Consider the following 22,758-nt stretch of genomic DNA (forward strand, 5'->3'; position numbering starts at 1 on the left):
CCATGCCGCTTTATGTCAATACTGTCGAAATCACCGACGACGAGGTGTTCCGCGAAATGCAGTTCCATGCCGCCGCCACCCGCGAAGCCGCGCGGGATGAAGCCGCGCGGGCACTCCTGATCCGGGAGCTGCTGCGCCAGCGCGCGGTCGAGAAAGGCTTTCTGGCTGAGGATGCCACCGGCGAGGACTTCGACGCCGGAATCATGGACCTACTGGGGGCCGAGGTAACGACGCCCGAACCCAGCGCGGAGGTTTGCCGCCGCTATTATGAGCAGAATGTCGACCGCTTCGCTGTGGGCGAAAACAGTGCTCTGCCATCGCCGTTCGAGGCGGTGGAAGGCCGTATCCGCCAGTATCTGCAGACAAGGAGCATTCGTCATGGAATTCAGTCTTACCTGCTGGACCTTGCTCATCAGGCAAGAATTGCGGGCTTTGATCTGGCCGCAAGCCTTTAAGCGCGGGGGCAGGTATCATGGTGGATGCATACCAGGGTCTGATCGAAGGATACCGCACGTTCCGGCGGGAATATCTGGACAAGCAGTTCGATGCATACCGGTCCTGGGCTTCGAAAGCCCAGAACCCTCGCACCCTGATTATCGGCTGTAGCGACAGCCGCGTGAACCCGGCGATCCTGACCCATGCCGGTCTCGGCGAGATTTTCGTCGTCAACAATGTCGCCAACATCGTGCCACCCTATGAAAAGGGCAAGTCGCACCACAAATCGCTCGGCGCCGCGATCCAGTTCGCGGTCAATCATCTGAGGGTCGAACATATCATCGTCATGGGCCATTCGGGCTGCGGCGGAATTGCGGCCTTGATGGCGGCAGATCCCGCGGCCCGGTATGACGCCGACGATGACGATTATATTGCCGATTGGGTGTCGATCCTTCAGCCCGCGCGTGAGGCTGTTGAGGTTTGTTGCGACGCCCATGTGCCGGACCATGAGAAACGGGCGCTTGCCGAAATGGAGGGCACGCTCGTCTCCGTCAGCCACCTGATCAGCTACCCATGGGTCAGGCAGGCAGTGGACGCAGGCGTGCTCAGCCTGCACGCCTGGTATTTCCATGTTGATTCCGGTGAGCTCCTGACCTTCAGTTCAGAAAAGGGCCGTTTCTGTCGGGTGTGACTGATTGGCAACATGCTCAGGTATTTTTTGTGGTTTGTCCAAATAAAACATGGACTTGATCTGGATCAGGCAAAGACGGGTCAGGGGCCGATAAAAGGAAGCATACACGGCTTTCAAGGAGTAGACCGATGAAAAAAAGCCCCCTCATGCTGGCTGCAAGTGCTCTTGTTCTGATGAGCGCGATGCCGGCAGTCGCCGCCGAGACTGAAGACAATGCGTCTGACATATTTGCCAAGGGCAAGGCCGGGCTCGATTTTCGCTACCGGTTAGAGAATGTCGACCAGACCGGCTTCTCGAAGCAGGCAACCGCATCCACGCTTCTGACGAAACTTCATTATGAAACAGCCTCTTACAAAGGTTTCAGCGGGTTTCTTGAGGCCACGAATATCACTGTGCTCGGTGAAGCGACCTACAACAGTACGGTCAATGGCAACACCACCCGCCCGGTGGTCGCCGATCCGTCGGGGACCGAGCTCAACCAGGCTTATCTCCAGTATAAGGGTGACCAGGTCACGCTTAAATTCGGTCGTCAGGGCGTCAACCTGGATGATCAGCGTTTCATCGGCACCGTTGCCTGGCGCCAGAATGACCAGACCTACGATAGCGCGGTCGCCATACTCACGCCGGTCAAGAACCTGACGGCCATCTATGGCTATGTCTGGAACGTTAACCGCGTGTTCGGGGACGATCATCCGCTTGGTAATCTCTCGACCAACGCACATCTGATCAATGTCAGCTATTCGGGTTTCGACTTCGCCAAGATCACGGCTTACGGCTACCTGCTCGACCTGAATGACGTGCCGGTTTACGGCCTGTCATCGGCCACCTACGGTGTGCGCGTCGCGGGCAGCCACAAGGCAGGCTCGGTCAAGGTCGGCTATCAGGCTGAATATGCCACCCAGTCGGACTATAAGGATAACCCAAAGAATTTTAGCGCCGATTTCTGGCATCTGGGCGCCAGCGCGGGGGCCTCGGGCGTGACGGCCAGCTTGGACTATGAGCTTCTGGGTGCCGATAATGGCGTCGGTTTCCAGACACCGCTGGCCACCCTCCATAAGTTCAACGGTTGGGCCGACAAGTTCCTGTCCACCCCGGCGACCGGCCTCAAGGACGTCTATGGCAGTGTCGCCTACAAGGTTCCCGGTGAGGGTGCTTTGAGCGGCCTGCTGGTGAAGGCCGTCTATCACGACTTTTCGGCGGATGTCGGCGGTGCCCACTATGGTCATGAATGGGATTTTCTGGCGTCCAAGAAGTTGACCAAAAGTGTGTCCGCTTTGGTGAAAACAGCCTTCTATAGCGCGGATAGTTTCGCTACCGATACGACCAAATTCTGGGTCATGCTCACGGCGAAATTCTAAGGTGATGCCTCCGGGGTGTGGCTTGCCGTGCCCCGGGGGACAAGACAGGGACAGAAAGGTATATTATGGCACGCGCGCGATACCAGGGTCCGGCTTTCCTGAGCCACGGTTTTCGTCCCTTCTTTCTGGGGGCGGGGGTCGTGGCGTTCCTGCTGGTTCCAGTATGGCTGTGGCTTTTCCTCACAGGCCAAGGGCTGCCCTCCGGCATGGCGCCACTAGATTGGCACCGCCATGAAATGATTCTCGGTTATCTGGGGGCCGTGGTTACAGGCTTCCTCTTGACGGCGATCCCGAACTGGACCGGGCGGCTGCCGCTCAGCGGTAAGCCCCTGCTTGCACTGTTCCTGCTGTGGGTCGCGGGCCGGGTGGCTCTTCTCCTGCCTTTGGGGCCGATGGGGGCGGTGACCGACAGCCTGTTCCTGCCTGTCGTCGCCTTTTTCGCGGGGCGTGAGGTGGTCGCGGGCAAGAACTGGCGTAATTTGCCGGTCGCTGTCTTTGTCGGCCTGTTTGCGCTGGCGAATATCCTCTTTCATCTTGAGGCCGCTGGTGTGCTGGCGACGGCATTTTCCGTGCGCGCTGCCCTCGGTGTCCTGATCTTGCTGATTTCGCTGATCGGTGGGCGGATCGTGCCCAGCTTCACCACCAATTGGTTGATCAAATCGGGTGCCTCGGCGCGCCCGGTACCCTTTGGCCCCTATGACAAGACCGTTCTTGTCCTCACAGGTCTTGCCCTGGGCCTTTGGGTATGCCTGCCGGATGGCGCGGTGACGGCTGCTTCCCTCCTCACCGTTGCCGTCCTGCAGGCGGTCCGGCTCTGGCGCTGGAAAGTGTGGGCCGTGGGACCGAGCGCCATCGTGCTTGTTCTCCATGTCGCCTACGCCTGGCTGCCGGTGGGTCTCGCGCTATTGGCGGCGTCTGACCTCCTCCCCCCCAAGGTTGCGCCAAGCCAGAGCGCAGGGGTTCACGCCCTCACGGCCGGCCTCATGGCCATGATGACCGTGGCGGTGATGACCCGCGCCACCCTTGGCCATACCGGTCGGGCCCTCGCAGCCGGCAGGGCCGGGACGGTGCTATATGGTCTTTTATTCCTGGCAGCGGTTACCCGTGTGGCCGCACCGCTCGTCGCGGCGTATGAACCGCTCCTGATGGCGTCGGCGACATTTTGGAGCCTTGCCTTCCTCCTGTTCACGCTGCACTTCGGCAGCATGATGCTACGGCCGCGCGCCGGGGGCTAAGCTTTGAGGGTATCCTCTGCTCCTTTAAGTGTTCAGGAAGGTTGCCAGCTCCTCACTCAGTTGGTCGCGTAATTTATCCTCGGCCCAGAAGGGGTTCATGAACACCATGCGCAACAGCACCAGATGGTCGTCATCCAAGGGTCCGTCATAGGTGCCCGTGTGGCGTTCGATCATGAGGCGGTGGCTTTTGACCCCCAGCGTGGTTTTGGAAACCGCAAAATCCGGGCTTGTGGCAAAGCGGTCGTACATGGCCTCGGTCGCGGCATTGGCGGCCTTGAGGCTGTCGCCCTCCCGGGCCAGTGAGAAGCACAGGATATTGGTGTCCGTGGGCTCAAGCGGGCGGAAGGCAGGTACCAACTGCGCCAACCGGTCCTTGACCTGGCGGCAGGCCCCAATGGTTGCCGCGATCACACCGCCCATGCCGCCCGCGTCGAAGCCCAGGGTTTTGCCGGTAAGCCAGGTGGCGGTAGCGCCTGCGGCCGAGCGTGACCCTTCAAGCGTGGTCGACCATTTGTCCGGCATCTCGAGCTGACGCTCAAGATAGGGCGCCTTGAAACTGGACACGGCATAGGCCTGGGTATCACGGGTCAGGATGGCCCCGCAGGCATAGGGCACATAGCCCAGTTTGTGCGGATCAATGGTGACCGAATGAACCCGCGAGATGCTGGCCAGTGCTGCTGTGTTGGAAGGGCTCAGGGCGTCGGCTGGGTTCGGCCCCCGCAGCATGGAACACAGGAAGCCGCCATAAGCGGCATCGACATGATGCCAGATGTCCCACCCGCGCGTGGCGCGGGTTTGGTCCAGCACGTCCTGGACCCGGTCGATCGGGTCGATCTTGCCGGTCTCGGTGGTGCCGGCGACACTGACGACCATGGTGATCGGACGCCCGGCCTTGTCGGCGTGGTCTATTTGCTCCTGAAGCGAGGCGATGTTGAGCCTGCCCATATCATCGAGGGCGATGGGCCAGAAGCTCTCCTCGCCGAAACCGAAGACATTGGTGGCCTTGGTCCAGGAGAAATGCTTGTTCTCCGGCACCAGAAGCACGGGGCCACGGTAGGGCAGGCCGAAGGCCGCCGTCATGCGTTCGCCGAAAGCATAGGGATTGCTGGCGATGCCGCTGTAGCCGCGCAGGTCGTCAAGTCGCACGTCATACTCATTGAGGAGCGCGCCGAACCGGTGCCAGCCCATGTGGCCCGCCTCCATCAGGGGGAGCGTCAGGCCGCGTTTCTCCGCCAGATAGAGCGCCAGGCTCAGCCAGTGATCCTGGCGGAAGCGGGCGCGCCAAACCGCTTCGAAATTGGCTACGGTCCCGCCGCCGGTTATGTGGCCATGGGCCTTGGCTGGGTCGTACCCCACCATGGTGGCCAACATGGCGATGACGTCGGTTTCGATCCGGGTTCCGACCCAGGACGCGTCGCGGCAGGTATTGTTCGGGTTGTGGAGCAGGGCGGCGAAATGGCCGAGAAGCGCGGGCAAGCTCAGGTCCGCCACCATATGGCCGATATAGCGCGGCGTATATTTCGGCATCTCGTGGCTCAGAAGTTCCGTCAGCGTCTCAAGCCCCTCGGTCATGGCCGCGCGGGCCCTGAGGTAGGGGGCTGACTGCCGCTCCTCGGCTGTGGAGATGGGCGGGTCGCCCGGAAACAGCCCCTTGCGCCAGTTGAACCAATGGTCGAGCACGGCCTGAAACTCGGCGCCAGTCCAGGCTGCGTTCTCGGCCTTGGGCCCCAGGAAAAAGGCCTTGTAGGCCTTGGATATAGTCGTTTCTGGCATGATTGACCTCAACAGGGCTGAGCGGCGGCGCTTGCTTCAAGGGTGGCAAGGCCTTCCATGCCGTGGAAGAAGCCGTTGGCAAACCGGGCATCCGGCAGCAGGGCCGCCAGCCGGTGCGTGGCCTCCTCGCCGCTGATCCAGCCGGCCAGGCGCGCCCGAAACAGGTTCGTGATCTTGATCATGTCGGCCGCATGGGGTGACAGGCGGAACCCCCGGATGCCGATCTCAGCCAGCCGGGGCATCTCCTCCAGCAGGTTCACATAATGGTGCGACAGTGTCTGTAGGCCGTTGATGGCCAGGAAGGACTGATGGTCGAGGGTTTCGACCGTCAGGCCGTCCGGGTCCTTCTCGCAGACATATTGGCAGCTGTTTTTCGCAAGGCCATGCGCCCGGGCATGGAAGCAGCGTGCGGAGATGGCGAGCGGAATACGCCCGAACACCTGTACTTCCAGCCGGGCGGTTGCGACAGAGGCCAAGGCTTTCAGGCTGTCTTCCGGGAGCTCGGCATTGAGGCTGATGCGCCGGGCGCCTTCGGCCTCGAAGAATTTGAGCGTGGCTTCGTTATAGACATTGACGGTTGGCCCAACGGCATAGGCCTTGCCCGCCAGCAAACTGCAGGCCGCCATATCGCCCGCTTCCACCAGATACTCGTCCGCCATCGCCACCATGTCGGACACGGCGGCCATGTCTTTCCGGTCCATCGCCAGCTGAAGGCACGAAAGGATGACCTGCTTGCCGCCTGCCTTGAGCCTGTCGAGGATGGCTTCATAGTGCGGCACCAGAAACGGCCTGCGTTTGGCGCAGACGGCTTCGCCGAAATAGACCACATCGATATCGGCCTCATCGGCGATGCGGAAATAGAAGTCGCGGACTTTCTCAGGGGCCCAATTGAACAGAAGCGGGCCGAGGGACAGGTCTTTGGTTGCTACATCCATTTTTTTGCATACGCTCCTGTCGTATTCTGATGGCCTTCCGACAGCCCGGCCATGTCGAGCGTTGCCCGGCCCCCGGCCGCCGCGGTGTCGACCGCGCGGCGGAAGTCCGTTACCACCTGTTTGACATAGGCCTTGCCGCGCTGGCGCCCTTCGATCTTGAGGGCGGTGACGCCTGCCTTGGCCAGCTCCGGCAGGATCGCGGAAATATCAAGGCTCGTCGGCTCCTCGAACAGGTAGCCCGCCTCGCCGCCTGCCTTGAAACGGCCCTTGCACAGGGTCGGGTAGCCTGCCTGTTCATGCGCCCCGAAGCGGTTGATGGTGAAACCGCCCAGCCGGCTTGTCAGGATGTCCCCCTCGTTGACATAGGCGACATGGCTCGCGGGCGAACAGACACCATTGCGGTTCGGCGACTTGCCGGTCACGTAGGAGGACAGGGTACAGCGGCCTTCCGCCATCGGGCACATGCCGCCGAAAGCGAAGACCTCGGTCTCGATATCGATCTCGCCATTGAGCTTGGTGATGTCCGGCACGGTCAGCACGCGCGGCAGCACCACCCGCTTCACGCCGAACCGCTGACCGTAGAAATTGATCGCCTCGGCATTCGAGGCCGACGCCTGCACCGATAGGTGCAGCCGGAGGTCCGGGTAGGTTTCGCGTGCGTAAGCCAGAAGCCCGATATCGGCGAGGATGAGCGCATCGACCTTCAGGTCATGCGCGGATTTGATGGCGGCGCGCCACGGCGCATCGTCGCCCGCGCGGGCATAGGTGTTGACGGCCAGGAACACCATGGCGCCGCGCGCGTGGGCATAGTCCAGCGCTTCGGCCAGCTCCTCGCGCGAGAAATTGAGGCCGGGGAAATTGCGGGCGTTGGTCTCGTCCCGAAAGCCCATATAGACCGCATCGGCGCCGGCATCGACCGCAACACGGAGCGCCGCCGGTGTACCGGCAGGACAGACAAGTTCGAGCTTTTTCATCGTGCCGGGCTCCCGTTCAGAAAGCCTGTCCCGCCTCCGTACCGAACCCAAAGGCTTGTTCCGGCATCGAGGAGCCGCGCAGCAGGACTAGCCAACGGGCCGCAGGCGGACAGGACCTCAGCTCTCAGGTCTATATCCTCACTGTCGATGGCATTCCGGAGCGTAAGCATGGCTTCGGTGTCGCCTTCGATGCTGATCTCGCGGGAGAAGAACAGAGCGTCGCCATCCAGCGAGCCTTCGAGCATCTGCACGAGCCGGACAAAATTGCCGCTGATTCGGACATCGGCTGGCAGACGACTGTTGCGGGTCGCCGTCGCGGTCACCCTGTGGGCATGAATTTCCAGGAGGAAGCCGATGTCGGAGCCATCGGGCGTGATGAGAAAATGGTGGCCGACGATCGGCTGCAGCCGCCGGACCACCGCCTGATGACGGCGGCACATATGCCGCGTGATCAGGCTGAGAAGGTGATTGAGCGGCATCAGCGGCAAGGGGCGTACGAGCAATCTTGCGATCGTGGCCGGGGGCATAATCCGAGGCATTTTTCCTGGTCCTCCATACTCTGAATGGCAGGACCTTAAAGGGGCACACAGGTGTCCGGCTTGATGTCAGTCAAGTGGTTCAAGATTGAGCGGCGGGCACTCAGCTTTTTCAACAACCGCATCGATATGGGTGCGATCGCCATGCGCTCCTTCCTTCTCGCCTGAGGAGGGCTGTTCGGTTGCGGACAGCAGACTGTACGTTTCCGGACACCTGCAGCACCGGCAACAAAAGGTCAAAAATACAAGTCATTGAATTATAATGGTTTTACATGTTGGCACGCCGGTTGCTGAGAGAAGGCTACATAAAACAAATATAGACACCGACAGCAAAAACCCGAGCGCTCGACAGCCCTGCCTAAAGACAGTCCCGAGTTTCTCGACAGCGAGGAGAATAAAAATGTTCATGACCCAAGTCACCGCAGCAAAACCCCGTGCCGGTTTCGCCCCGGCTCAACCCGGTTTCATCCGGCGCCGCAGCCGCCGCTACAAATAGCAGGTTCCGATGACCAAGACCCTCACTGCCCCCGGGCGGCGCAGGCACAGTCGTGCCGCCGCCCGGTCTTTTTCATTTTCATTGATGACGCTCGGCTACCGCTACCGCCGGTTCCGCGCGCGCGTGCTGAGCTGACGGACCTCCGTCCGCCGCGTCCAACGCTGGCTGTGTTTCCGGCGGGTTATTGAAGGCCGAGCGGGTCCTCGGCCGGCGCGACCGGCTTTTCCGACAGGGCGGCGCCCGATCCTTCCGCGAATTTCTTGAGCATCAGGTCAGGTCCGGCGATGATGGCGAGCCCCAGCTGGGCCGACCCCTGCCATTTCACCTCGGTCGCGAACTCGCCCAGGCCGTCAATCGTCAGGATCAGCTCATCTCCGATGCTGAGGTCGGTCTCACAGGTGATCAGCGTCCCGGCGGTTGATACGTCCCGCACCTCGCACGGAAATTGCCGGTCATCCTCTGTCGTCAGCGTGCCGTGCCACAGCACGGGCAGGCGGTTATCGCGGCGTTTTTCCATGGTTGTCATGGCGGTCGTCTCTCCCACATGAGCCAGTTTGCCGTGGCAGGCTAACCGATTTTTTTCTTGTGTAAAACCCGCTTAAGATGGCAATGGCTAAAGCCAGCCGCAGCGAGGGCGGCCCAAAGCCATGACGGCCAGCGTCATAACGAAAAGTGCCACAAAGGGGAGCAAAAGCGTGTCCGGTATCTTCAATGCCATCAGGTCGGTTCTGTTCAATGTGGTCTTTTATCTCTATATCACGCTGTTTCTGGCGTTCATCATGGTGCCGCTTGCGCTCCTGATGAAGTCGGACAGGGGGGTCCGTGGCGCCATTCTGGTTTTCTGTAAAACCACCCTGTGGCTTGCCCGTGTCATCATGGGCATCAAGCTGGAAATCCGCAACGCCGAGATGCTGCCCAAATCCGGCGCCTTCATCCTCGCCGCCGCGCACCAGAGCTATATGGACCCGATCATCACCTATACGCTCAGGAGCGACGTCACCGCGCTGGCCAAAAAGGAACTGTTCAGCCTGCCGCTTCTGGGCACCGTGTTCCGCAAGATCAAGATCGTCCGCATCGACCGCCAGTCCAAGACCGCGCACCGCGCCATGGATGCGGTTGCTGACCATGTGGTTGAGCTTGGCCGCCCGCTGATCATCTATCCGCAGGCGACGCGTGTGCCCATCGGCCAGACCCGCAAGCTCAAGAGCGGCAGCTACTTCCTGCAGGAGGACACCGGCCTGCCGGTTTATACCGTGGCCACCAATACCGGGCTTTTCTGGACCAAGGGCTTCTGGCACAGAAGCGGCACTGCCGTGTTCGAAATCACCGGCGAAATTGCTGCGGGCACCAAGAAAGAAGACTTCATGGCCGAGCTTGAGGACAAGGTGGTCGCGCGCTCCAATGCGCTGGTCGCCGAGGCGGGCTATGCCGCCCTGTTGCCGAAACCGTCAGCCTAATAATGGGCGATAGGGGGAAATATATTTTCTCCCGGTAAAGTTATTGTCCTGTCAGTGTGAAGAAATTCTAGTGTGCGGCGGCTCTTGTAGATAGCCCCCGCCCTCCTAACCTGTTATAAATAGCGAGGGAGAGCCCCTGATATGACCAAAATTACCGATACATCCACGAGCCTTGAAGATATCGCCGCGCGGCTGAAGGAGCAGCATGCTGTTTACGGCAGCCTGACCGGCCTGTCGCTCGGCAAGATCGGCGACCTATTGAACCGCACCACGGCGGTTATGTTCCCACACTATTCGGTGGCTGAGGAAGACGGGCTGAGCCTTGAAGACAGGCTCGCCGGTCTTGAAGACGCTTTCTTCAAGCTCGTCGACCGTCTGTGCAAGGACAATGTCGGCTGCGCGCGCCGCCTGGTGCAGGGCTTCCTGGCTGACCTGCCGGATATCGCCGCAGTGGCCTACACGGACGCCAAGGCGCTGTATGAAGGCGACCCGGCGGCCGAATCGATCGAGGAAGTCATGCTGTGCTACCCCGGCTTTTATGCCGTGGTGGCCTACCGCATCGCCCATGCGCTGATGAAGCGCGAGGTGCCCTTGCTGCCGCGCATGATTACCGAATATGCCCACCAGAAAACCGGGGTCGACATCAACCCCGGCGCCCGGATCGGCCATTCGCTGTTCATCGACCACGGCACTGGCGTGGTGATCGGTGAAACCGCGGTTCTCGGCAACAATGTCAAAATCTACCAGGGGGTCACCCTGGGCGCGCTGCGGGTCGACCGCGAAGAACGCGCCAAGAAACGCCACCCGACCATTGAAGACAATGTGGTCATCTATTCCGGCGCCACGATCCTGGGCGGCGACACGGTCGTCGGTCATAATACGGTGATCGGCGGTAACGTGTGGCTGACCCGCTCGGTCCCTGCCTGGTCGCGCGTGATGTTCCGTCCGTGCGACACCGAAGAGATCGTCCCGATCCGGACCCGCAAGAAGGCCTGACCCGCCTTCAAAGCCTGACAAGAAAAGATAAAGGACAAGCCCATGAAAGCTCAGTCGATCCTCGACACCATCGGCCGTACGCCCCATGTGCGCATGAGCCGCCTGTTCCCGGACCATGAAGTCTGGGTCAAACAGGAACGGGTCAACCCCGGCGGGTCGCTCAAGGACCGTATCGCCCTTTCGATGATTGAGGCGGCGGAAAAAAGCGGTGAGCTGGCGCCGGGCGGCGTGATTGTTGAGCCGACCTCCGGCAACACCGGGATCGGCCTTGCCATGGTCGCGGCCGTCAAAGGCTACCGGCTGATTATCGTGATGCCTGAATCCATGTCGGTCGAACGCCGCCAGATCATCGCAGCTTATGGCGCCGAACTGGTGCTGACGCCGAAGGAAGAAGGCATGAAGGGCGCGATCGCCAAGGCGCTGGAGCTGGTGGAAAGCACCCAAGGCGCCTGGATGCCGCAGCAGTTCGGCAACCCGGCGAACCCGGCGGTGCACCGCGATGTCACCGCCCATGAAATTCTCGCCGACTTCCCGGAAGGCATGGATTATCTGATCACCGGTGTCGGCACCGGTGGCCACCTCACCGGCACGGCCCAGACGCTGAAGCAGGCGTGGCCGGGCCTGAAGGTCATCGCGGTGGAGCCGAGTCTGTCGCCGGTTCTGTCGGGCGGGGCTCCGGGCCCGCACCCGATCCAGGGTATCGGTGCCGGTTTCATCCCGGACGTGATGGAGACCGACCTCCTGAGCGGCGTTCAGCAGGTGGATCCCAAGGACGCGATGGACATGGCCCGTGCGGCCGCGCGCACCGAAGGCGTGCTCTGTGGCATTTCCTCAGGCGCCACGCTGGCGGCCATCAAGGCACAGCTGAAGGAAGCCCCGAAGGGCACCCGCGTCATCGCCTTCTGCTACGACACCGGCGAACGCTACCTTTCAGTCCCGGACCTGTTCCCAGCGCCCTGATAGAGCGACTGCCAAACCAAATAAAAAGGGCCCTGCCGATCGATCGGCGGGCCCTTTTTCATGCACTTGGTCGTGCAGAAAGCTGGTTATTCGTCTTCGTCAACCGGGCTCATGCCGCCCGATTCCATGCGCACGATCAGGGCGACATGGTCGCCGCGGATCGCCAGTTCCTTGTAGGCGCCGCGCGGCAGCGGAATACCGCGTTCAATACAGTGGTTGAGGACTGCCGCGCCGACTTCACGGCTTGAGAAGACGATCGAGTCCGACCCATCGGTCAGGTCGAAGCGGACGGTCACGTCCCCATCTTCATCCAGGAAGGAGATCACGTCCTTGAGCGGCGGGTTGCCGGACATGCCCTTGCCTTCAAGGATTGGACGCAAGGCGAGGACGAGTTCCTCGTCGGAAAAAATGAGACTGCGTGATTCGAGAATCATACCTCGGCCTAACCTGATACCCTTTGAATTTTCGCCAATTTAGTCAGAAATCGCCTTGAAAGGAAAGGGCTTTTCTTGCGTACACGCGTCAGCTGGCCTGTGCCTCGTCATGGGCGCGGGCCCGCCAGGCGCGGATGACGGCGTTGGCCAGTGTCGCCAGCGGGATTGCGAAAAACACGCCCCAGAAGCCCCACAAGCCACCGAACAGCAGGATTGAGATGATGATGGCATTGGGGTGCAGCTTCACCGCCTCAGAGAAGAGCAGCGGCACCAGAAGGTTGCCGTCCAGCGCCTGCAGCACGAAATAGGCGGTCGCGGCGATGACGAAATCGGGGCTCATGCCCCACTGAACGTAGGCGACCAGAAGCACGGGCACTGTCACCGCCGCCGCGCCGAAATAGGGGATGATGACGCTGAGACCGGTCGCCACCGCAAGCAGCGTGGCATAGCGGAGGCCAAGCACCTGATAGAGGATGAAGGCGGCGATGCCGCAGATCAGGATTTCATAGACCTTGCCGCGGGCATAGTCGCCCGCGCGTTCCAGGCTTTCGTGCCATACCTGTTCCAGCACCGGCTTGTCATGCGGCAGGAAGCCGGTGACCCAGCCGAGGATCTGCTCCTTGTCCTTGAGGAAGAAGAAGACCATCACCGGCACCAGTACGGTATAGACGATCAGGCTGACAGCACTTGTCAGGCTGGTCAGGGAATATTGCACTAGGCGCGGGCCCAGGTTGGCGACCTCGTTGCCCATGCGCTCCAGCCAGCCCTGCGCCTGCACCTCCGAGATAATGTCCGGGAAGCGGGCATGGAGGCCGAGGAAACCGGCCTGAAGCCGGGCGATCATCTTGGGGCTGTCATTCACGAACTGGCCGATCTGCTGGACAAGCGGCGGCATGACCGCGAGCAGCGTGATGACTGACAGAAGCAGGAAGCTGATGAACACAAACAGAAGCGCGATCATCGGCCGCGCGCCCCGGCGTTCCAGCCAGCCGATCGGCCCGTCCAGCAGGAAGGCGAGCACAATGGCGGCGATGGCGGGGGCCAGCATATGGCCGAAGAAGCTGAAGGCGAGCACGGCAAACAGCAGCACGACCAACAGGAGAACGACCTGCGGGTCCGACAGGGTCCGGCGGAACCAGTTGCTGATCATGTTCATGCCCTGTGTCTCCTTAGGGGGCGCCTTCATTGTTGGGGTCAACCCCTTATCTGGCGCGGGATATGGGCGGTTTCAAGGCCGTGATAGGTGTCCGGTGTTTTCCGGCAAGCTTTGGTATCAGCCGTGCTGGCCGGTAGAGGTGCCGCCGTCGACCACGACATTGGCGCCGTTCATATAGGCGGCTTCCTGGCTCGCGAGATAGAGCACGGTTTTGGCGACATCGGCCGGGTCGGCGGGGCCGCCCTTCGGCAGGCCGCCCGCGAACTTGCTCATGTCGCCGCCGATATCGGCGAGCGCGCGCTCGAACATCGGGGTGCGCATCGGCCCCGGCGAGACCGCATTGATGCGGATGCCTGCGTCGGCGTAATCCAGCGCGGCGCTTTTGGTCAGGCCGATCACTGCGTGTTTGCTGGTGCCGTAGGCCGCCATCCATTCCGCGCCCGAACGCGACAGGATCGACGCGATATTGATGATGGTGCCGCCGGGCTTCGGTGCGTTCTTCAGCATGGTGCGGATTTCATGATGCATGGCGTGCCACACCCCCATGACGTTGGTGCGGAACACGTCCTCGACCATGGCGATGTCCTGGTCGGCGAACCGGGCGGCGGTGTGGCTGATCCCGGCGTTGTTGACCGCGATATCGAGCCTGCCTGCCTCAGCTGTTGCAGCGGCAACAAAATCGGCGACCAGGCTGTTGTCGCGCACATCGGCGTGGTGATAGTGGGTTTTGCCAGGGTAATGGCGGGTTTCATGGGCCACGCGCGCGCCTTCTTCGTCGATGAGGCCGCAGAAATGCACAGTCGCGCCTTCGCTCGCGAAAGCCTTGACGATGGCTTCACCGAACCCTGACGTGCCGCCGGTTACAAGCGCGGTCTGGCCTTCAAAACGCATGGAACATCCTTTCGAAACTCGCGCATGGCTACCCTTTTTCGGGGCCGCGGGGCAAGTAAAATCAACGCCTGAGCAAGGGCAGAGGTCGCGGGGGGAAGCCTAGTGGCTGTGGCTATGGCCGTGGTGGTGGATGTGCACTGTGGGCAACAGGACCGAAAAGAACTTGCGCGCGCCGGTGTGTATGAGGATCGCGCAGACGCACGCCAGCCACAGCGAGAACAGCACATAGCCCCCGGACGGCAGTTTGACATCGAAGGGCAGCAGTTCGACCACGAAGGCCGCCGCGATCCAGAGCGCAACAGTCCAGGGCGCGATTTTCTGCAGGCCGTGATAGCCGCCAACCACAAGCGTGCGCACCCCGGTGTCATGTGGCTGCTTGTAAAGCTGCAGGAGAATGCCGCCCGCGACCAGGATCAGCAGAAGCCCCGGTGCGATGAAGCGGCCGACCGCGGCAATGGTATCGACGGCATGATAGGCGCCGTGCACCAGCGTCGTGTCGAGCGGTCCCGCGACGTGATAAAGATAATGGGCATAGATAAGCGCGGTCACGAACAGGATGCCGAGCGCGGTACCGACCCTGTGGGCGCGCATGGTCTCCGGCTTCGGGGCCGTGCTGTGGTGCTCCAGCGGGTGCAGGATGACATGGAGGAGCGAGCCCGCGGCGAACGCCTGCCAGTAGCCGATCAGCGGTACGCCCCACCAGTCGGAAGCAAAGATCGCCATCAGATAGCCGATCACGGTCATGGCGCCGAGCGCGGCCAGCACGGCGATGCCGCCGGTGGTCGTCAGCACGGGGCGCAAGAGCCACCACACGGCGATCGCGACACCGATCCGGTGCAACAGAACCCCGCCGGCCACAAAGTCCCCTTGCGGGCTGTTTTTGGCCAAGGCGAGGATGGCGCCGTCACTGGTGGCATGGACCACAAGCGCAAGGGCAGCGACCAGCATCACGATACGGTGCGTCGACTGTTCGGGCTTATGGAAGACGAATTCGGCAATCCAGGGCAATGAAAAGCCGAGGATGGCGATCATAAGGCCTAAGAGACCGGCGTGTTCCAGCGCTTCAGGCAGCAGGGTCAGCGTGATAAGCCCGAGCACGGTCATCAGTACGAATCCGTCCAGCCCGCCCTTAAGCGCAGGCATACGCGTCACCGCGCGCGCAAGCAACGGCGCGGCCAGAAGGACCAGGACGGACAGTATCAGGGCGTAATCCAAAACAGATGACCTTAACGCAACATATGATGTACAGTTATAATATCACAATATGGAAAGCCAACCTAAATCTTCAAGGGTGACGATTTTATCAGGCCTGAAGGCTGGCCGGTTTGCCCCGGTTTGAGCGCCTAATCCATGCGGAAACGGCGCCCCAGGTGGGGATTTCGTAAGAAAAAGGGGCGCCGCATGGGCACCCCTTCATAATCTTTATGGTTTTACCTGAATGACTTAGCTGTCGACCGAGATCAGCTCGACCGTGAAGATCAGCGTGGCGTAGGGCGGAATACCGGCGCCTGCGCCATGCTCGCCATACGCCAGGTCATACGGCAGGAAGAATTCATATTTGCCGCCTTCTTTCATCAATTGCAGGCCTTCGGTCCAGCCTTTGATGACGCGGTCAAGCGGGAAGGAGGCCGGTTGGCCGCGCTTGTAGCTCGAATCGAACACGGTGCCGTTGGTCAGCTTGCCTTCGTAATTCACCGTGACGTTGGACGTGGGGCTCGGCGATTTGCCGGTGCCTTCGGTGATGACCTTATACTGCAGCCCGCTGTCCGTAACGTGAACGCCGTCCTTCTTGGCATTTTCTTTCAGGAAGTCAGCCTGCTGGGTCTTGAACTTTTCCATCTGGACCTTGGCTTCGGCTTCAGCTGCCGCCATGTCTTTCACGCCCAGAAGCTCGACATCGAAGATCAGCGTCGAGTTCGGCGGGATGACATTGCCAGCGCCATGTTCGCCATAGGCGAGGTCAGCCGGGATGGTGATTTCCCATTTGTCGCCGACATGCATCATCTGCAGCGCTTCGATCCAGCCGGGGATCACGCGGCCAAGCTGGAACTGGGCCGGGCCGCCATGGCGTTCGCTGGCATCGAACACTTTACCGTCGATGGTGCGGCCTTCGTAAGAAACCTTGACGATGTCTTCCTTGGTCGGGCTTTTGCCGGACGCATCACCGGATTTCAGGACTTTATACTGCAGCCCGCTGTCGGTGACATGGACGCCGTCCTTGTCCTTGTTGGTTTCGAGATAGGCCTCGTTTTCCGCCTTGTAGGCGTCAGTGTCGGTCATGGATTTCGATACTTTCTGTTCCGGGGTGGTGGCGCCAGCCTGATTGTCGGCCGCCTTTTCGACCGGTTTTTCAGCTTGGGCCTCAGCTGCCGTTGTTTTATCGGCCGCTTTGTGGGACTGGTCCTCATCCTTCTTGCCACAGGCTGCCAGGGAGGCGCCGAAGGCGAGAAGAAGAACTGCCGTCTTGATTGAGCTTTGCATAGAAGGCTTCCTTTTTGGCATGATGGCGGACCCTACCCTGTGGGGCCCATGCGCGAAAGAAAAAAACGCGGAACTTGGGTGGAAAAACCAAGGAAAGGCTTGGTGCTCCGGCAGGAGGGCGTATTGAGTATATCCAGACAAGGAGACAGGCCCCATGGCCGTAGGTGATGACGCGATCCGCAGTGAAATACTGAAGCAGATTACAGGGGACAAATCGGTCGCCCCCCGGGAGGTTGCCGAAGCGCTGGCGGAAGAAGGCTCCGATTGGCGCAAGCTGTTGCCGCGCGTGCGCCTCGCGGCCACCAAACTGCACGGGGAAGGCCTCCTGGTTTTCATCCGCAAGCGGAAAGTGGTGGGCCCCGAAGGCCTGAAGGGCGTTTACCGGCTGGCGCGTCCGGGGCTGATGGACGACAGTGAATAAGATGAACAGGAGAGGATAACGGCGATGGCGGAGACTTTGGCAATCGTGGATCAACGGGTACTCGACCAGCTTGCCGAAGATGTCGGCGCGGAAACCCTGCCTGTGTTGATTGCGTCGCTCAAGCGTGAGATTGCCGGGGCGCAGGCTGCGCTGCCGGAGCATCTGGCCGCGGGCGATATGGAGCAGCTGGAGATCGGCTCCCATGCGCTCAAAAGCGCGGCGCGCAGTTTCGGGGCCATGCGGCTGGGGGAAGCTTGTCTGGCGCTTGAGGAAGCTGCCCGTGACGGTGCGGGAGAGGAGGCCCTTCACGGCCTGATGGATAAGTTTCTGGCGCAGGCGGAAGAAACGCTGGCGGCGTTCGAGCTGATGTTCGGGGCGCTGTAGGCTTGAGGTGCAGCTCAGCTTGACGTCAGTGAGGCGACTTCGGCGCGAAGCTCCGGCAGGCCCCAGCCCTTTTCGGAGGAGCTCGGCATCACCAGCGGGTGGCAGGCGATGAAGGTTTTGGCATCGGCTTCCGTCTTGGCGATGATTTTTTCCTGCTCAGCTTTGTTGAGCTTGTCGAGCTTGGTGAGCACGATCTGGTAATTGACCGCGGCCTCATCAAGCATCTTCATGATCTCGCGGTCGTTTTCCTTCAGCCCATGGCGGCTGTCGATCAGCAGCATTACGCGCCTGAGGTTCGGCCGTCCGCGCAGGTAGGTCTTCACAAGCTTGGTCCATGCCTGGACCTTCTTGCGTTCGATCTTGGCATAGCCATAGCCCGGCAGGTCGACCAGATAGGACAGCTGGTCCAGCTCCCGGCCCATTTCGAAATAGTTGAGCTCCTGCGTGCGCCCCGGCGTGTTGGAGGTGCGGGCGAGCGACTTGCGGCCGGTCAGCGCGTTGATCAGGCTTGATTTGCCGACGTTCGAACGCCCGGCAAACGCCACCTCCGGCCGGTCGGCCGTCGGCAGGGTCTCCAGCGACACCGCGCCTTTGATAAACTCCACCGGGCCGGCAAACAAAAGCCGGCCACGGTTGAGGTCTTCATCGCTGTAAGTCTCTTCGCTCACGCAGGGCGTCCTTTAGGAAGATGTCTTCGACAGGCCGGCCAGACGGGCGTCTTCCCGGCGCATGATCACCCACTGCTGGAGGATCGACAGCGTGTTGTTGCAGGTCCAGTAAAGCACCAGGCCGGCGCTGAAGCGGGCCATGATGAAGGTGAACACCAGCGGCAGGAACTGCATTACCTTCGCCTGGGTCGGGTCCATCTGGGCTGACTGCGGGTTCATCTTCTGCTGCAGCCACATGGTGAAACCCATCAGCATCGGCAGCACACCGATGGCGATCGCGGTCGGCGGCGTCCAGGGGATCAGGCCGAACAGGTTGACGATGGTCAGGTGATCGGCGGCCGACAGGTCATGGATCCAGCCGAAGAAGGGCTGGTGGCGCATCTCGATCGTCACATACAGCGTTTTATAGAGCGCGAAGAAGACGAACGTCTGCGGGATCATCGGCAGGCAGCCTGCGGCCGGGTTGATCTTCTCGGCTTTGTAAAGCGCCATCATTTCCTGCTGCTGGCGGGCTTTGTCGTCCTTGTAGCGTTCCTGGATCGCCTTGATCTTCGGCTGGGCCCGTTTCATGTGGCTCATGGAGCGGTAGGATTTGCTGGCGAGCGGGAACAGGAGCAGCTTCAAGATCATGGTCATCAGGATGATGGCGACACCATAGTTGCCGGTGATCTGGAACAGCCAGTGCAGGCCGTGGAAGATCGGCTTGGTGAAGAACCAGAAATAGCCCCAGTCGACCGCCTTGTCGAAGTCGGTGATGCCATACTTGGCCTTGTATGCGTCGATGACCTTGACGATCTTGGCGCCGGCATACAGGTGGTTCGTGGTCTCCACGGTTTGGCCCGCGGGAACATCCGTCCAGTTCTGGACGAAATTGACGTCGTAGCTGATTTGCCCGGCACTGTTGGTGTTGCGCTCCATCCGGGCGCGGGCCACCTTGGCTTTGGGGTCCGGGACCAGCGTTGCCATCCAGTATTTGTCGGTGATGCCGATCCAGCCGCCGGTACCGTCGGTGCCTTTGGTTTCGAAGTCGCCATCTTTGGTGAGGTTCTTGTAGGTCTTTTCCTCATAGATGCCGTCGAAGACGCTCATCGGGCCTTCATGCAGGATGTAGAGGCCGGAGGTCTTCGGCTCACCCTTACGCGTGATGATGCCGTAGGGCGCTACTTTCATCGCGGCGCCGCTGGTGTTGATCACGCTCTGGTCCACGGTGAACATGAATTTGTCGTCGACCGAGACTTTCATCAGGAAGCGCGTGCCCTGGCCGTTGTCCCACGCCAGTGTCACCGGCTGGTCCGGGGTCAGCGTGTCATGGTCGGCGGTCCAGACGCTCATGTCGGTCGGCAGGGCACCTGCCGGGGTGCCCGCGGGGGCGACCCAGCCGAAGCGGGCGTAATAGCCGTCCGGCTTGTTCTCGGACGACAGCAGGCGGACCTTTTTGGAATCTTTGTCGAGGCTGGTGGTGAAATTGTTGAGGATGATATCGTCGAAGGTGGCGCCGCGGAGGTTGATGGAACCTTTCAGTTCCGGCGTGTCCACGGTGACCTGGCCGACATTCTCAAGAACCGGGGCCTTCTGGGCCGGGGCGCTGCTCGGGACGCCGCTTTCCGGCGGGGCGATCTTGTCGCCGGCCGCTTTCGCGGTTTCACCGGTTTTGGCCTCCTGGGCGATCTGAGCCTGCTGCGCCTCTTGCGCTTTCTGCATCTTCGGGCCGAGGACGAAATACTCGTAGCCCATAAAGAACGCCAGCGACAGCACGGCGAAGAGGATAAAGTTCTTATTGTCACCCATGAGACGAAACACCCTGATTAGTCTTGCCGGTCTTGGCCGGCCTGGTCAGTCTTGTCATGCCTGCAGCCCGGCATGGTATCGCCTTTTGGCACAGGATCGTAGCCGAATCCACCCCAAGGATGGCAGCGTGCGACGCGCTTTATTGCCAGCCATCCGCCCTTAAGTCCACCATGAAGACGAATTGCCTCCAAGGCATAGGCGCTGCAGGTGGGCTGATACCGGCAACGGGCCGGGAAAAGCGGTGAGATGAAAAGCTGGTAGAAGCGCACAAACCCTACGGCCAGAAGCCCGATCGGAGAGAGGGGTTTTTCCCGGTTTTCCGCTGATTTTGGCACTATGGCTTCCTGGGCCCCTTGTTGGCGTCGCGGGGTCTTAGATCGGCACCCTCGGCCAGTTTTGCAAGGGCCCACTTGAGATCGGACGCCAATTTCGTGAAGGGATATTCGATGGCGGCCTGGCGTCCGACCACGACATAGGACCATCCCTTTTGGCCCTTTTCCGGCAGAATCGCCCGTGCTGTTTCCTTCAGCCGCCTGCGCGCCCTGTTGCGCATGACGGCGTTGCCGACCTTTTTGGAGACGGTGAACCCGGCCCGTGGGTCATGGTCGCCGTCGCCGGGCATCGCCTGGATGATGAAAGCGGGCGTCACCCATTTGCGGCCGGTGCGGGCCACGGCAAGATACTCGGGCCGCTTTTTCAGGCGGTCCATCTTGGTATCCGGCATGTCCTTGGGCTGCGACATCGTGGGATATGTCCCTGAAAACAAGAAAAGCCGACCGGATATCTCTCGGTCGGCATTCTCTATCGTGTGGTGTGGCACCCTTTCGGGCACCAGGCCTTGCTGCCTGTCTTAGGCGGACAGACGCTTACGACCGCGGGCACGACGTGCGTTCAGCACTTTACGGCCACCAACAGTAGCCATGCGCGCACGAAAACCGTGACGGCGTTTGCGGACCAGCACACTCGGTTGATAGGTGCGTTTCACTTGTCTTACTCCAGCTTATCGCCCGGCAGGGTGCGACTGCGCAAAAGCCCGGCGTCCAAATTTCGAGCGCGGTATATAGCCGTGCATAAAAGCGAAGTCAACAGCGTAAGCCGTGGTATCTCCGCCATGAGGGAGCTTTTTTATCATATTTTGATGTCTCACGCCCCCGGTTTTTGTGGTGGCGGTGGCGAATCCCAGTTAAACAAATGGTCTGAGCCCGGTTCCGCGTAATATTATTACCCGGTCTCTCAAGAGGCTTTTGTTTACTTGCTTTTAAACGCCGGATGGGATTCATAGCGTTCTATGCCCGAGCATTACCGACCTTTCACCTCAAGCCTGAGGTCCCGGCTTCTGATTCTCACCTTCCTCTTCATGATGGTGATGTCGGCGTTCGTCTATGTGCCGGCGATTGCGACCTACCGCCAGGATTTCCTGGAAAAACGCATGGAAAACGCCCAGATCGCGGCGATGGCGCTGGAGGAAGCGCCGAATCATGCTGTCAGCCCGGCCCTGGAGCATGAGCTGTTGAAAACGGCCGGGGTTATCGCGGTGATTCTGAGGCGGGAGGACATGAGCCTGTTCCTGGGCTTCGATGTCATGCCGGAATCGGTCGACGCCACCTTCGATATGCGCAATGCGTCCCTGGGTACGCTGATTGTGGATGCCTTCGGTACGCTCAAGGCCCGTGGCCACAGGATCATCCGGGTGGTCGGCATGCCGATGGTGCCCAACACGCGCTGGCTCGAGGTCACGCTCGATGAGGGCGAGCTCTATGCCGCGCTCACCAATTATTCGAACAATGTCCTGATTCTCTCGATCGTCATTTCGCTGTTTACCGGGATTCTCGTCTATCTCGCGCTCCATTGGCTTATGGTCCGGCCGATGCGGCGGGTGAAGGACAGTATCGTCGCCTTCCGCCGCCAGCCTGAAGCGGTGCGCCGTGCGCCCAAAACCAGCCCGCGGACGGATGAGATCGGCCTGATGGAGCGGGAGCTTCTGAGGATGCAGGATGAGGTGCGCCAGAGCCTCCTGCAGAAAAGCCATCTGGCCGCGCTCGGGGAAGCGGTGGCCAAGATCAACCATGACCTCCGCAATATCCTCTCGACCGCGCAGATTGCGTCCGATGCCCTGCAGACGGTCGAACATCCGCGGGTGCAGAAGATTTCCCGCCGCCTTATGACGGCGGTAAGCCGGGCGGTGGCCCTGTGCGAAAGCACGATTCGCCACGGCAAGGCCGACGATCCGGAACCGGAGAAGGAATGGGTGCCGCTGCTGCCCATCGTCGACGATGTCGCGCTGCTGCTCGGGCTTAATGAAGAAGAACATTTCACTTTCGATGTCGATATCACCGAGGACCTGAAGGTCCTTGCCGATGCCGAACAGCTGCACCGGGTGCTTCTGAACCTGTGCCGCAACGCGCGCGAGGTGCAGACCGCGGAAGGGGCTATCGCCATCCAGGCGCGCAAGGATGCGGACGGCACCGTGCATATCACCATTACCGATAAGGGCCCCGGTATCCCGGAGCATGTGCTGCCGTCGCTCTTCAAGGCGTTCAGCTCGGCCCGGGCAGGCGGTACCGGCCTCGGGCTCGCCACCGCGCGGGATATCGTGCTGGCCCACGGCGGCCAGATCATGCTGGAGAAAACCGGGCCCGAGGGCAGCAGCTTCCTGGTCTGCCTGCCGGGCGTGGAAGACTAGGGGCCC

General features: G+C 61.0%; 26 protein-coding genes. 11 read left to right on the forward strand and 15 right to left on the reverse strand.

The window, feature by feature from the left end; translation table 11 throughout:
• Positions 1-2: 2 nt before the first annotated feature.
• The 4 genes from K6118_RS03850 (at position 3) to K6118_RS03865 (ending at position 3,719) form a co-directional block, all read left to right on the forward strand.
• The gene (locus tag K6118_RS03850; protein ID WP_247118898.1) at positions 3-455 is read left to right on the forward strand and encodes a hypothetical protein; all 453 of its coding nucleotides are present in this window, start codon (positions 3-5) and stop codon (positions 453-455) included.
• 17 nt (positions 456-472) lie between these two features.
• On the forward strand, positions 473-1,126 hold the full coding sequence (locus tag K6118_RS03855; protein ID WP_247118899.1) for a carbonic anhydrase: 654 nt from the start codon (positions 473-475) through the stop codon (positions 1,124-1,126).
• Positions 1,127-1,254: 128 nt separating this feature from the next.
• Positions 1,255-2,484: an alginate export family protein gene (locus K6118_RS03860; RefSeq protein ID WP_247118900.1), complete on the forward strand. Its 1,230-nt coding sequence runs from the start codon at positions 1,255-1,257 to the stop codon at positions 2,482-2,484.
• A 65-nt stretch (positions 2,485-2,549) separates the two neighbouring features.
• Positions 2,550-3,719: an NnrS family protein gene (locus tag K6118_RS03865; protein WP_247118901.1), complete on the forward strand. Its 1,170-nt coding sequence runs from the start codon at positions 2,550-2,552 to the stop codon at positions 3,717-3,719.
• 24 nt (positions 3,720-3,743) lie between these two features.
• Here the strand turns inward: K6118_RS03865 and K6118_RS03870 are convergent, their stop codons facing one another.
• From K6118_RS03870 to ubiT, 4 genes are read right to left on the reverse strand one after another with little or no spacing between them, the layout of a single operon-like run.
• Positions 3,744-5,492 carry a pyridoxal phosphate-dependent decarboxylase family protein gene (locus K6118_RS03870; RefSeq protein ID WP_247118902.1) on the reverse strand — a complete coding sequence of 583 codons (1,749 nt, stop codon included), beginning with the start codon at positions 5,490-5,492 and terminating at the stop codon, positions 3,744-3,746.
• An 8-nt stretch (positions 5,493-5,500) separates the two neighbouring features.
• Positions 5,501-6,427 (reverse strand): ubiquinone anaerobic biosynthesis protein UbiV, encoded by a 927-nt coding sequence (ubiV, locus tag K6118_RS03875; RefSeq protein WP_247118903.1) that lies wholly within the window; start codon positions 6,425-6,427, stop codon positions 5,501-5,503.
• On the reverse strand, positions 6,418-7,401 hold the full coding sequence (ubiU, locus tag K6118_RS03880; protein ID WP_247118904.1) for a ubiquinone anaerobic biosynthesis protein UbiU: 984 nt from the start codon (positions 7,399-7,401) through the stop codon (positions 6,418-6,420). The genes ubiV and ubiU overlap by 10 nt, the downstream gene beginning before the upstream one ends.
• A complete protein-coding gene (gene ubiT / locus K6118_RS03885) occupies positions 7,398-7,928 on the reverse strand; it encodes a ubiquinone anaerobic biosynthesis accessory factor UbiT (RefSeq protein ID WP_247118905.1) in 531 nt (176 codons plus the stop codon). Before ubiT ends, ubiU begins: the two co-directional genes overlap by 4 nt.
• 514 nt (positions 7,929-8,442) lie before the next feature.
• Here ubiT and K6118_RS17290 point away from each other — a divergent pair.
• Positions 8,443-8,568 (forward strand): hypothetical protein, encoded by a 126-nt coding sequence (locus K6118_RS17290; RefSeq protein ID WP_281500576.1) that lies wholly within the window; start codon positions 8,443-8,445, stop codon positions 8,566-8,568.
• A 46-nt stretch (positions 8,569-8,614) separates the two neighbouring features.
• On the opposite strand, the gene K6118_RS03890 is transcribed toward K6118_RS17290, so the two are convergent.
• Positions 8,615-8,959, reverse strand: coding sequence for a PilZ domain-containing protein (locus K6118_RS03890; RefSeq protein WP_247118906.1), 345 nt, complete (start codon positions 8,957-8,959; stop codon positions 8,615-8,617).
• A 169-nt stretch (positions 8,960-9,128) separates the two neighbouring features.
• Between K6118_RS03890 and K6118_RS03895 the strand changes: the two genes are divergently transcribed.
• The 3 genes from K6118_RS03895 to cysK all read left to right on the forward strand — a co-directional run bounded on the left by K6118_RS03895 (position 9,129) and on the right by cysK (position 11,846).
• Positions 9,129-9,890 (forward strand): lysophospholipid acyltransferase family protein, encoded by a 762-nt coding sequence (locus K6118_RS03895; RefSeq protein ID WP_247118907.1) that lies wholly within the window; start codon positions 9,129-9,131, stop codon positions 9,888-9,890.
• Positions 9,891-10,031: 141 nt separating this feature from the next.
• Complete coding sequence (epsC, locus tag K6118_RS03900; protein ID WP_247118908.1) at positions 10,032-10,886, forward strand: serine O-acetyltransferase EpsC; 855 nt, start codon at positions 10,032-10,034, stop codon at positions 10,884-10,886.
• Positions 10,887-10,928: 42 nt separating this feature from the next.
• Complete coding sequence (cysK, locus tag K6118_RS03905; RefSeq protein ID WP_247118909.1) at positions 10,929-11,846, forward strand: cysteine synthase A; 918 nt, start codon at positions 10,929-10,931, stop codon at positions 11,844-11,846.
• Between the two features lie 86 nt (positions 11,847-11,932).
• Here the strand turns inward: cysK and K6118_RS03910 are convergent, their stop codons facing one another.
• The 5 genes from K6118_RS03910 to bamJ form a co-directional block, all read right to left on the reverse strand.
• Positions 11,933-12,280: a hypothetical protein gene (locus K6118_RS03910; protein ID WP_247118910.1), complete on the reverse strand. Its 348-nt coding sequence runs from the start codon at positions 12,278-12,280 to the stop codon at positions 11,933-11,935.
• Between the two features lie 88 nt (positions 12,281-12,368).
• On the reverse strand, positions 12,369-13,436 hold the full coding sequence (locus K6118_RS03915; RefSeq protein ID WP_247118911.1) for an AI-2E family transporter: 1,068 nt from the start codon (positions 13,434-13,436) through the stop codon (positions 12,369-12,371).
• 117 nt (positions 13,437-13,553) lie between these two features.
• A complete protein-coding gene (locus tag K6118_RS03920) occupies positions 13,554-14,327 on the reverse strand; it encodes an SDR family NAD(P)-dependent oxidoreductase (protein ID WP_247118912.1) in 774 nt (257 codons plus the stop codon).
• A 99-nt stretch (positions 14,328-14,426) separates the two neighbouring features.
• Positions 14,427-15,470 (reverse strand): ZIP family metal transporter, encoded by a 1,044-nt coding sequence (locus tag K6118_RS03925; RefSeq protein ID WP_247118913.1) that lies wholly within the window; start codon positions 15,468-15,470, stop codon positions 14,427-14,429.
• Positions 15,471-15,770: 300 nt separating this feature from the next.
• Positions 15,771-16,808, reverse strand: a complete 1,038-nt coding sequence (gene bamJ / locus K6118_RS03930) for a BamJ family beta-barrel-assembly machinery protein (RefSeq protein ID WP_247118914.1) — start codon at positions 16,806-16,808, stop codon at positions 15,771-15,773.
• 154 nt (positions 16,809-16,962) lie between these two features.
• On the opposite strand from bamJ, the gene K6118_RS03935 reads away from it, so the two are divergent.
• Complete coding sequence (locus tag K6118_RS03935; RefSeq protein WP_247118915.1) at positions 16,963-17,229, forward strand: DUF3253 domain-containing protein; 267 nt, start codon at positions 16,963-16,965, stop codon at positions 17,227-17,229.
• A 24-nt stretch (positions 17,230-17,253) separates the two neighbouring features.
• A complete protein-coding gene (locus K6118_RS03940; RefSeq protein WP_247118916.1) occupies positions 17,254-17,613 on the forward strand; it encodes an Hpt domain-containing protein in 360 nt (119 codons plus the stop codon).
• A gap of 14 nt (positions 17,614-17,627) precedes the next feature.
• Here K6118_RS03940 and yihA read toward each other — a convergent pair whose 3' ends face one another.
• From yihA to rpmH, 5 genes are all read right to left on the reverse strand, one after another.
• Positions 17,628-18,281, reverse strand: a complete 654-nt coding sequence (gene yihA / locus K6118_RS03945) for a ribosome biogenesis GTP-binding protein YihA/YsxC (protein ID WP_247118917.1) — start codon at positions 18,279-18,281, stop codon at positions 17,628-17,630.
• A gap of 12 nt (positions 18,282-18,293) precedes the next feature.
• Positions 18,294-20,069, reverse strand: a complete 1,776-nt coding sequence (yidC, locus tag K6118_RS03950) for a membrane protein insertase YidC (RefSeq protein WP_247118918.1) — start codon at positions 20,067-20,069, stop codon at positions 18,294-18,296.
• A gap of 17 nt (positions 20,070-20,086) precedes the next feature.
• Positions 20,087-20,404: a membrane protein insertion efficiency factor YidD gene (gene yidD / locus K6118_RS03955; protein WP_247118919.1), complete on the reverse strand. Its 318-nt coding sequence runs from the start codon at positions 20,402-20,404 to the stop codon at positions 20,087-20,089.
• The gene (gene rnpA / locus K6118_RS03960) at positions 20,404-20,811 is read right to left on the reverse strand and encodes a ribonuclease P protein component (protein WP_247118920.1); all 408 of its coding nucleotides are present in this window, start codon (positions 20,809-20,811) and stop codon (positions 20,404-20,406) included. Before rnpA ends, yidD begins: the two co-directional genes overlap by 1 nt.
• Positions 20,812-20,919: 108 nt before the next feature.
• Positions 20,920-21,054: a 50S ribosomal protein L34 gene (rpmH, locus tag K6118_RS03965; protein ID WP_081611445.1), complete on the reverse strand. Its 135-nt coding sequence runs from the start codon at positions 21,052-21,054 to the stop codon at positions 20,920-20,922.
• Positions 21,055-21,357: 303 nt separating this feature from the next.
• On the opposite strand from rpmH, the gene K6118_RS03970 reads away from it, so the two are divergent.
• Positions 21,358-22,752, forward strand: a complete 1,395-nt coding sequence (locus K6118_RS03970; RefSeq protein WP_247118921.1) for a sensor histidine kinase — start codon at positions 21,358-21,360, stop codon at positions 22,750-22,752.
• Positions 22,753-22,758 lie beyond the last annotated feature (6 nt).

The sequence above is a fragment of the Kordiimonas marina genome (genome assembly GCF_023006325.1).
In the GTDB taxonomy this organism is placed as follows: Bacteria; Pseudomonadota; Alphaproteobacteria; order Sphingomonadales; family Kordiimonadaceae; genus Kordiimonas; species Kordiimonas marina.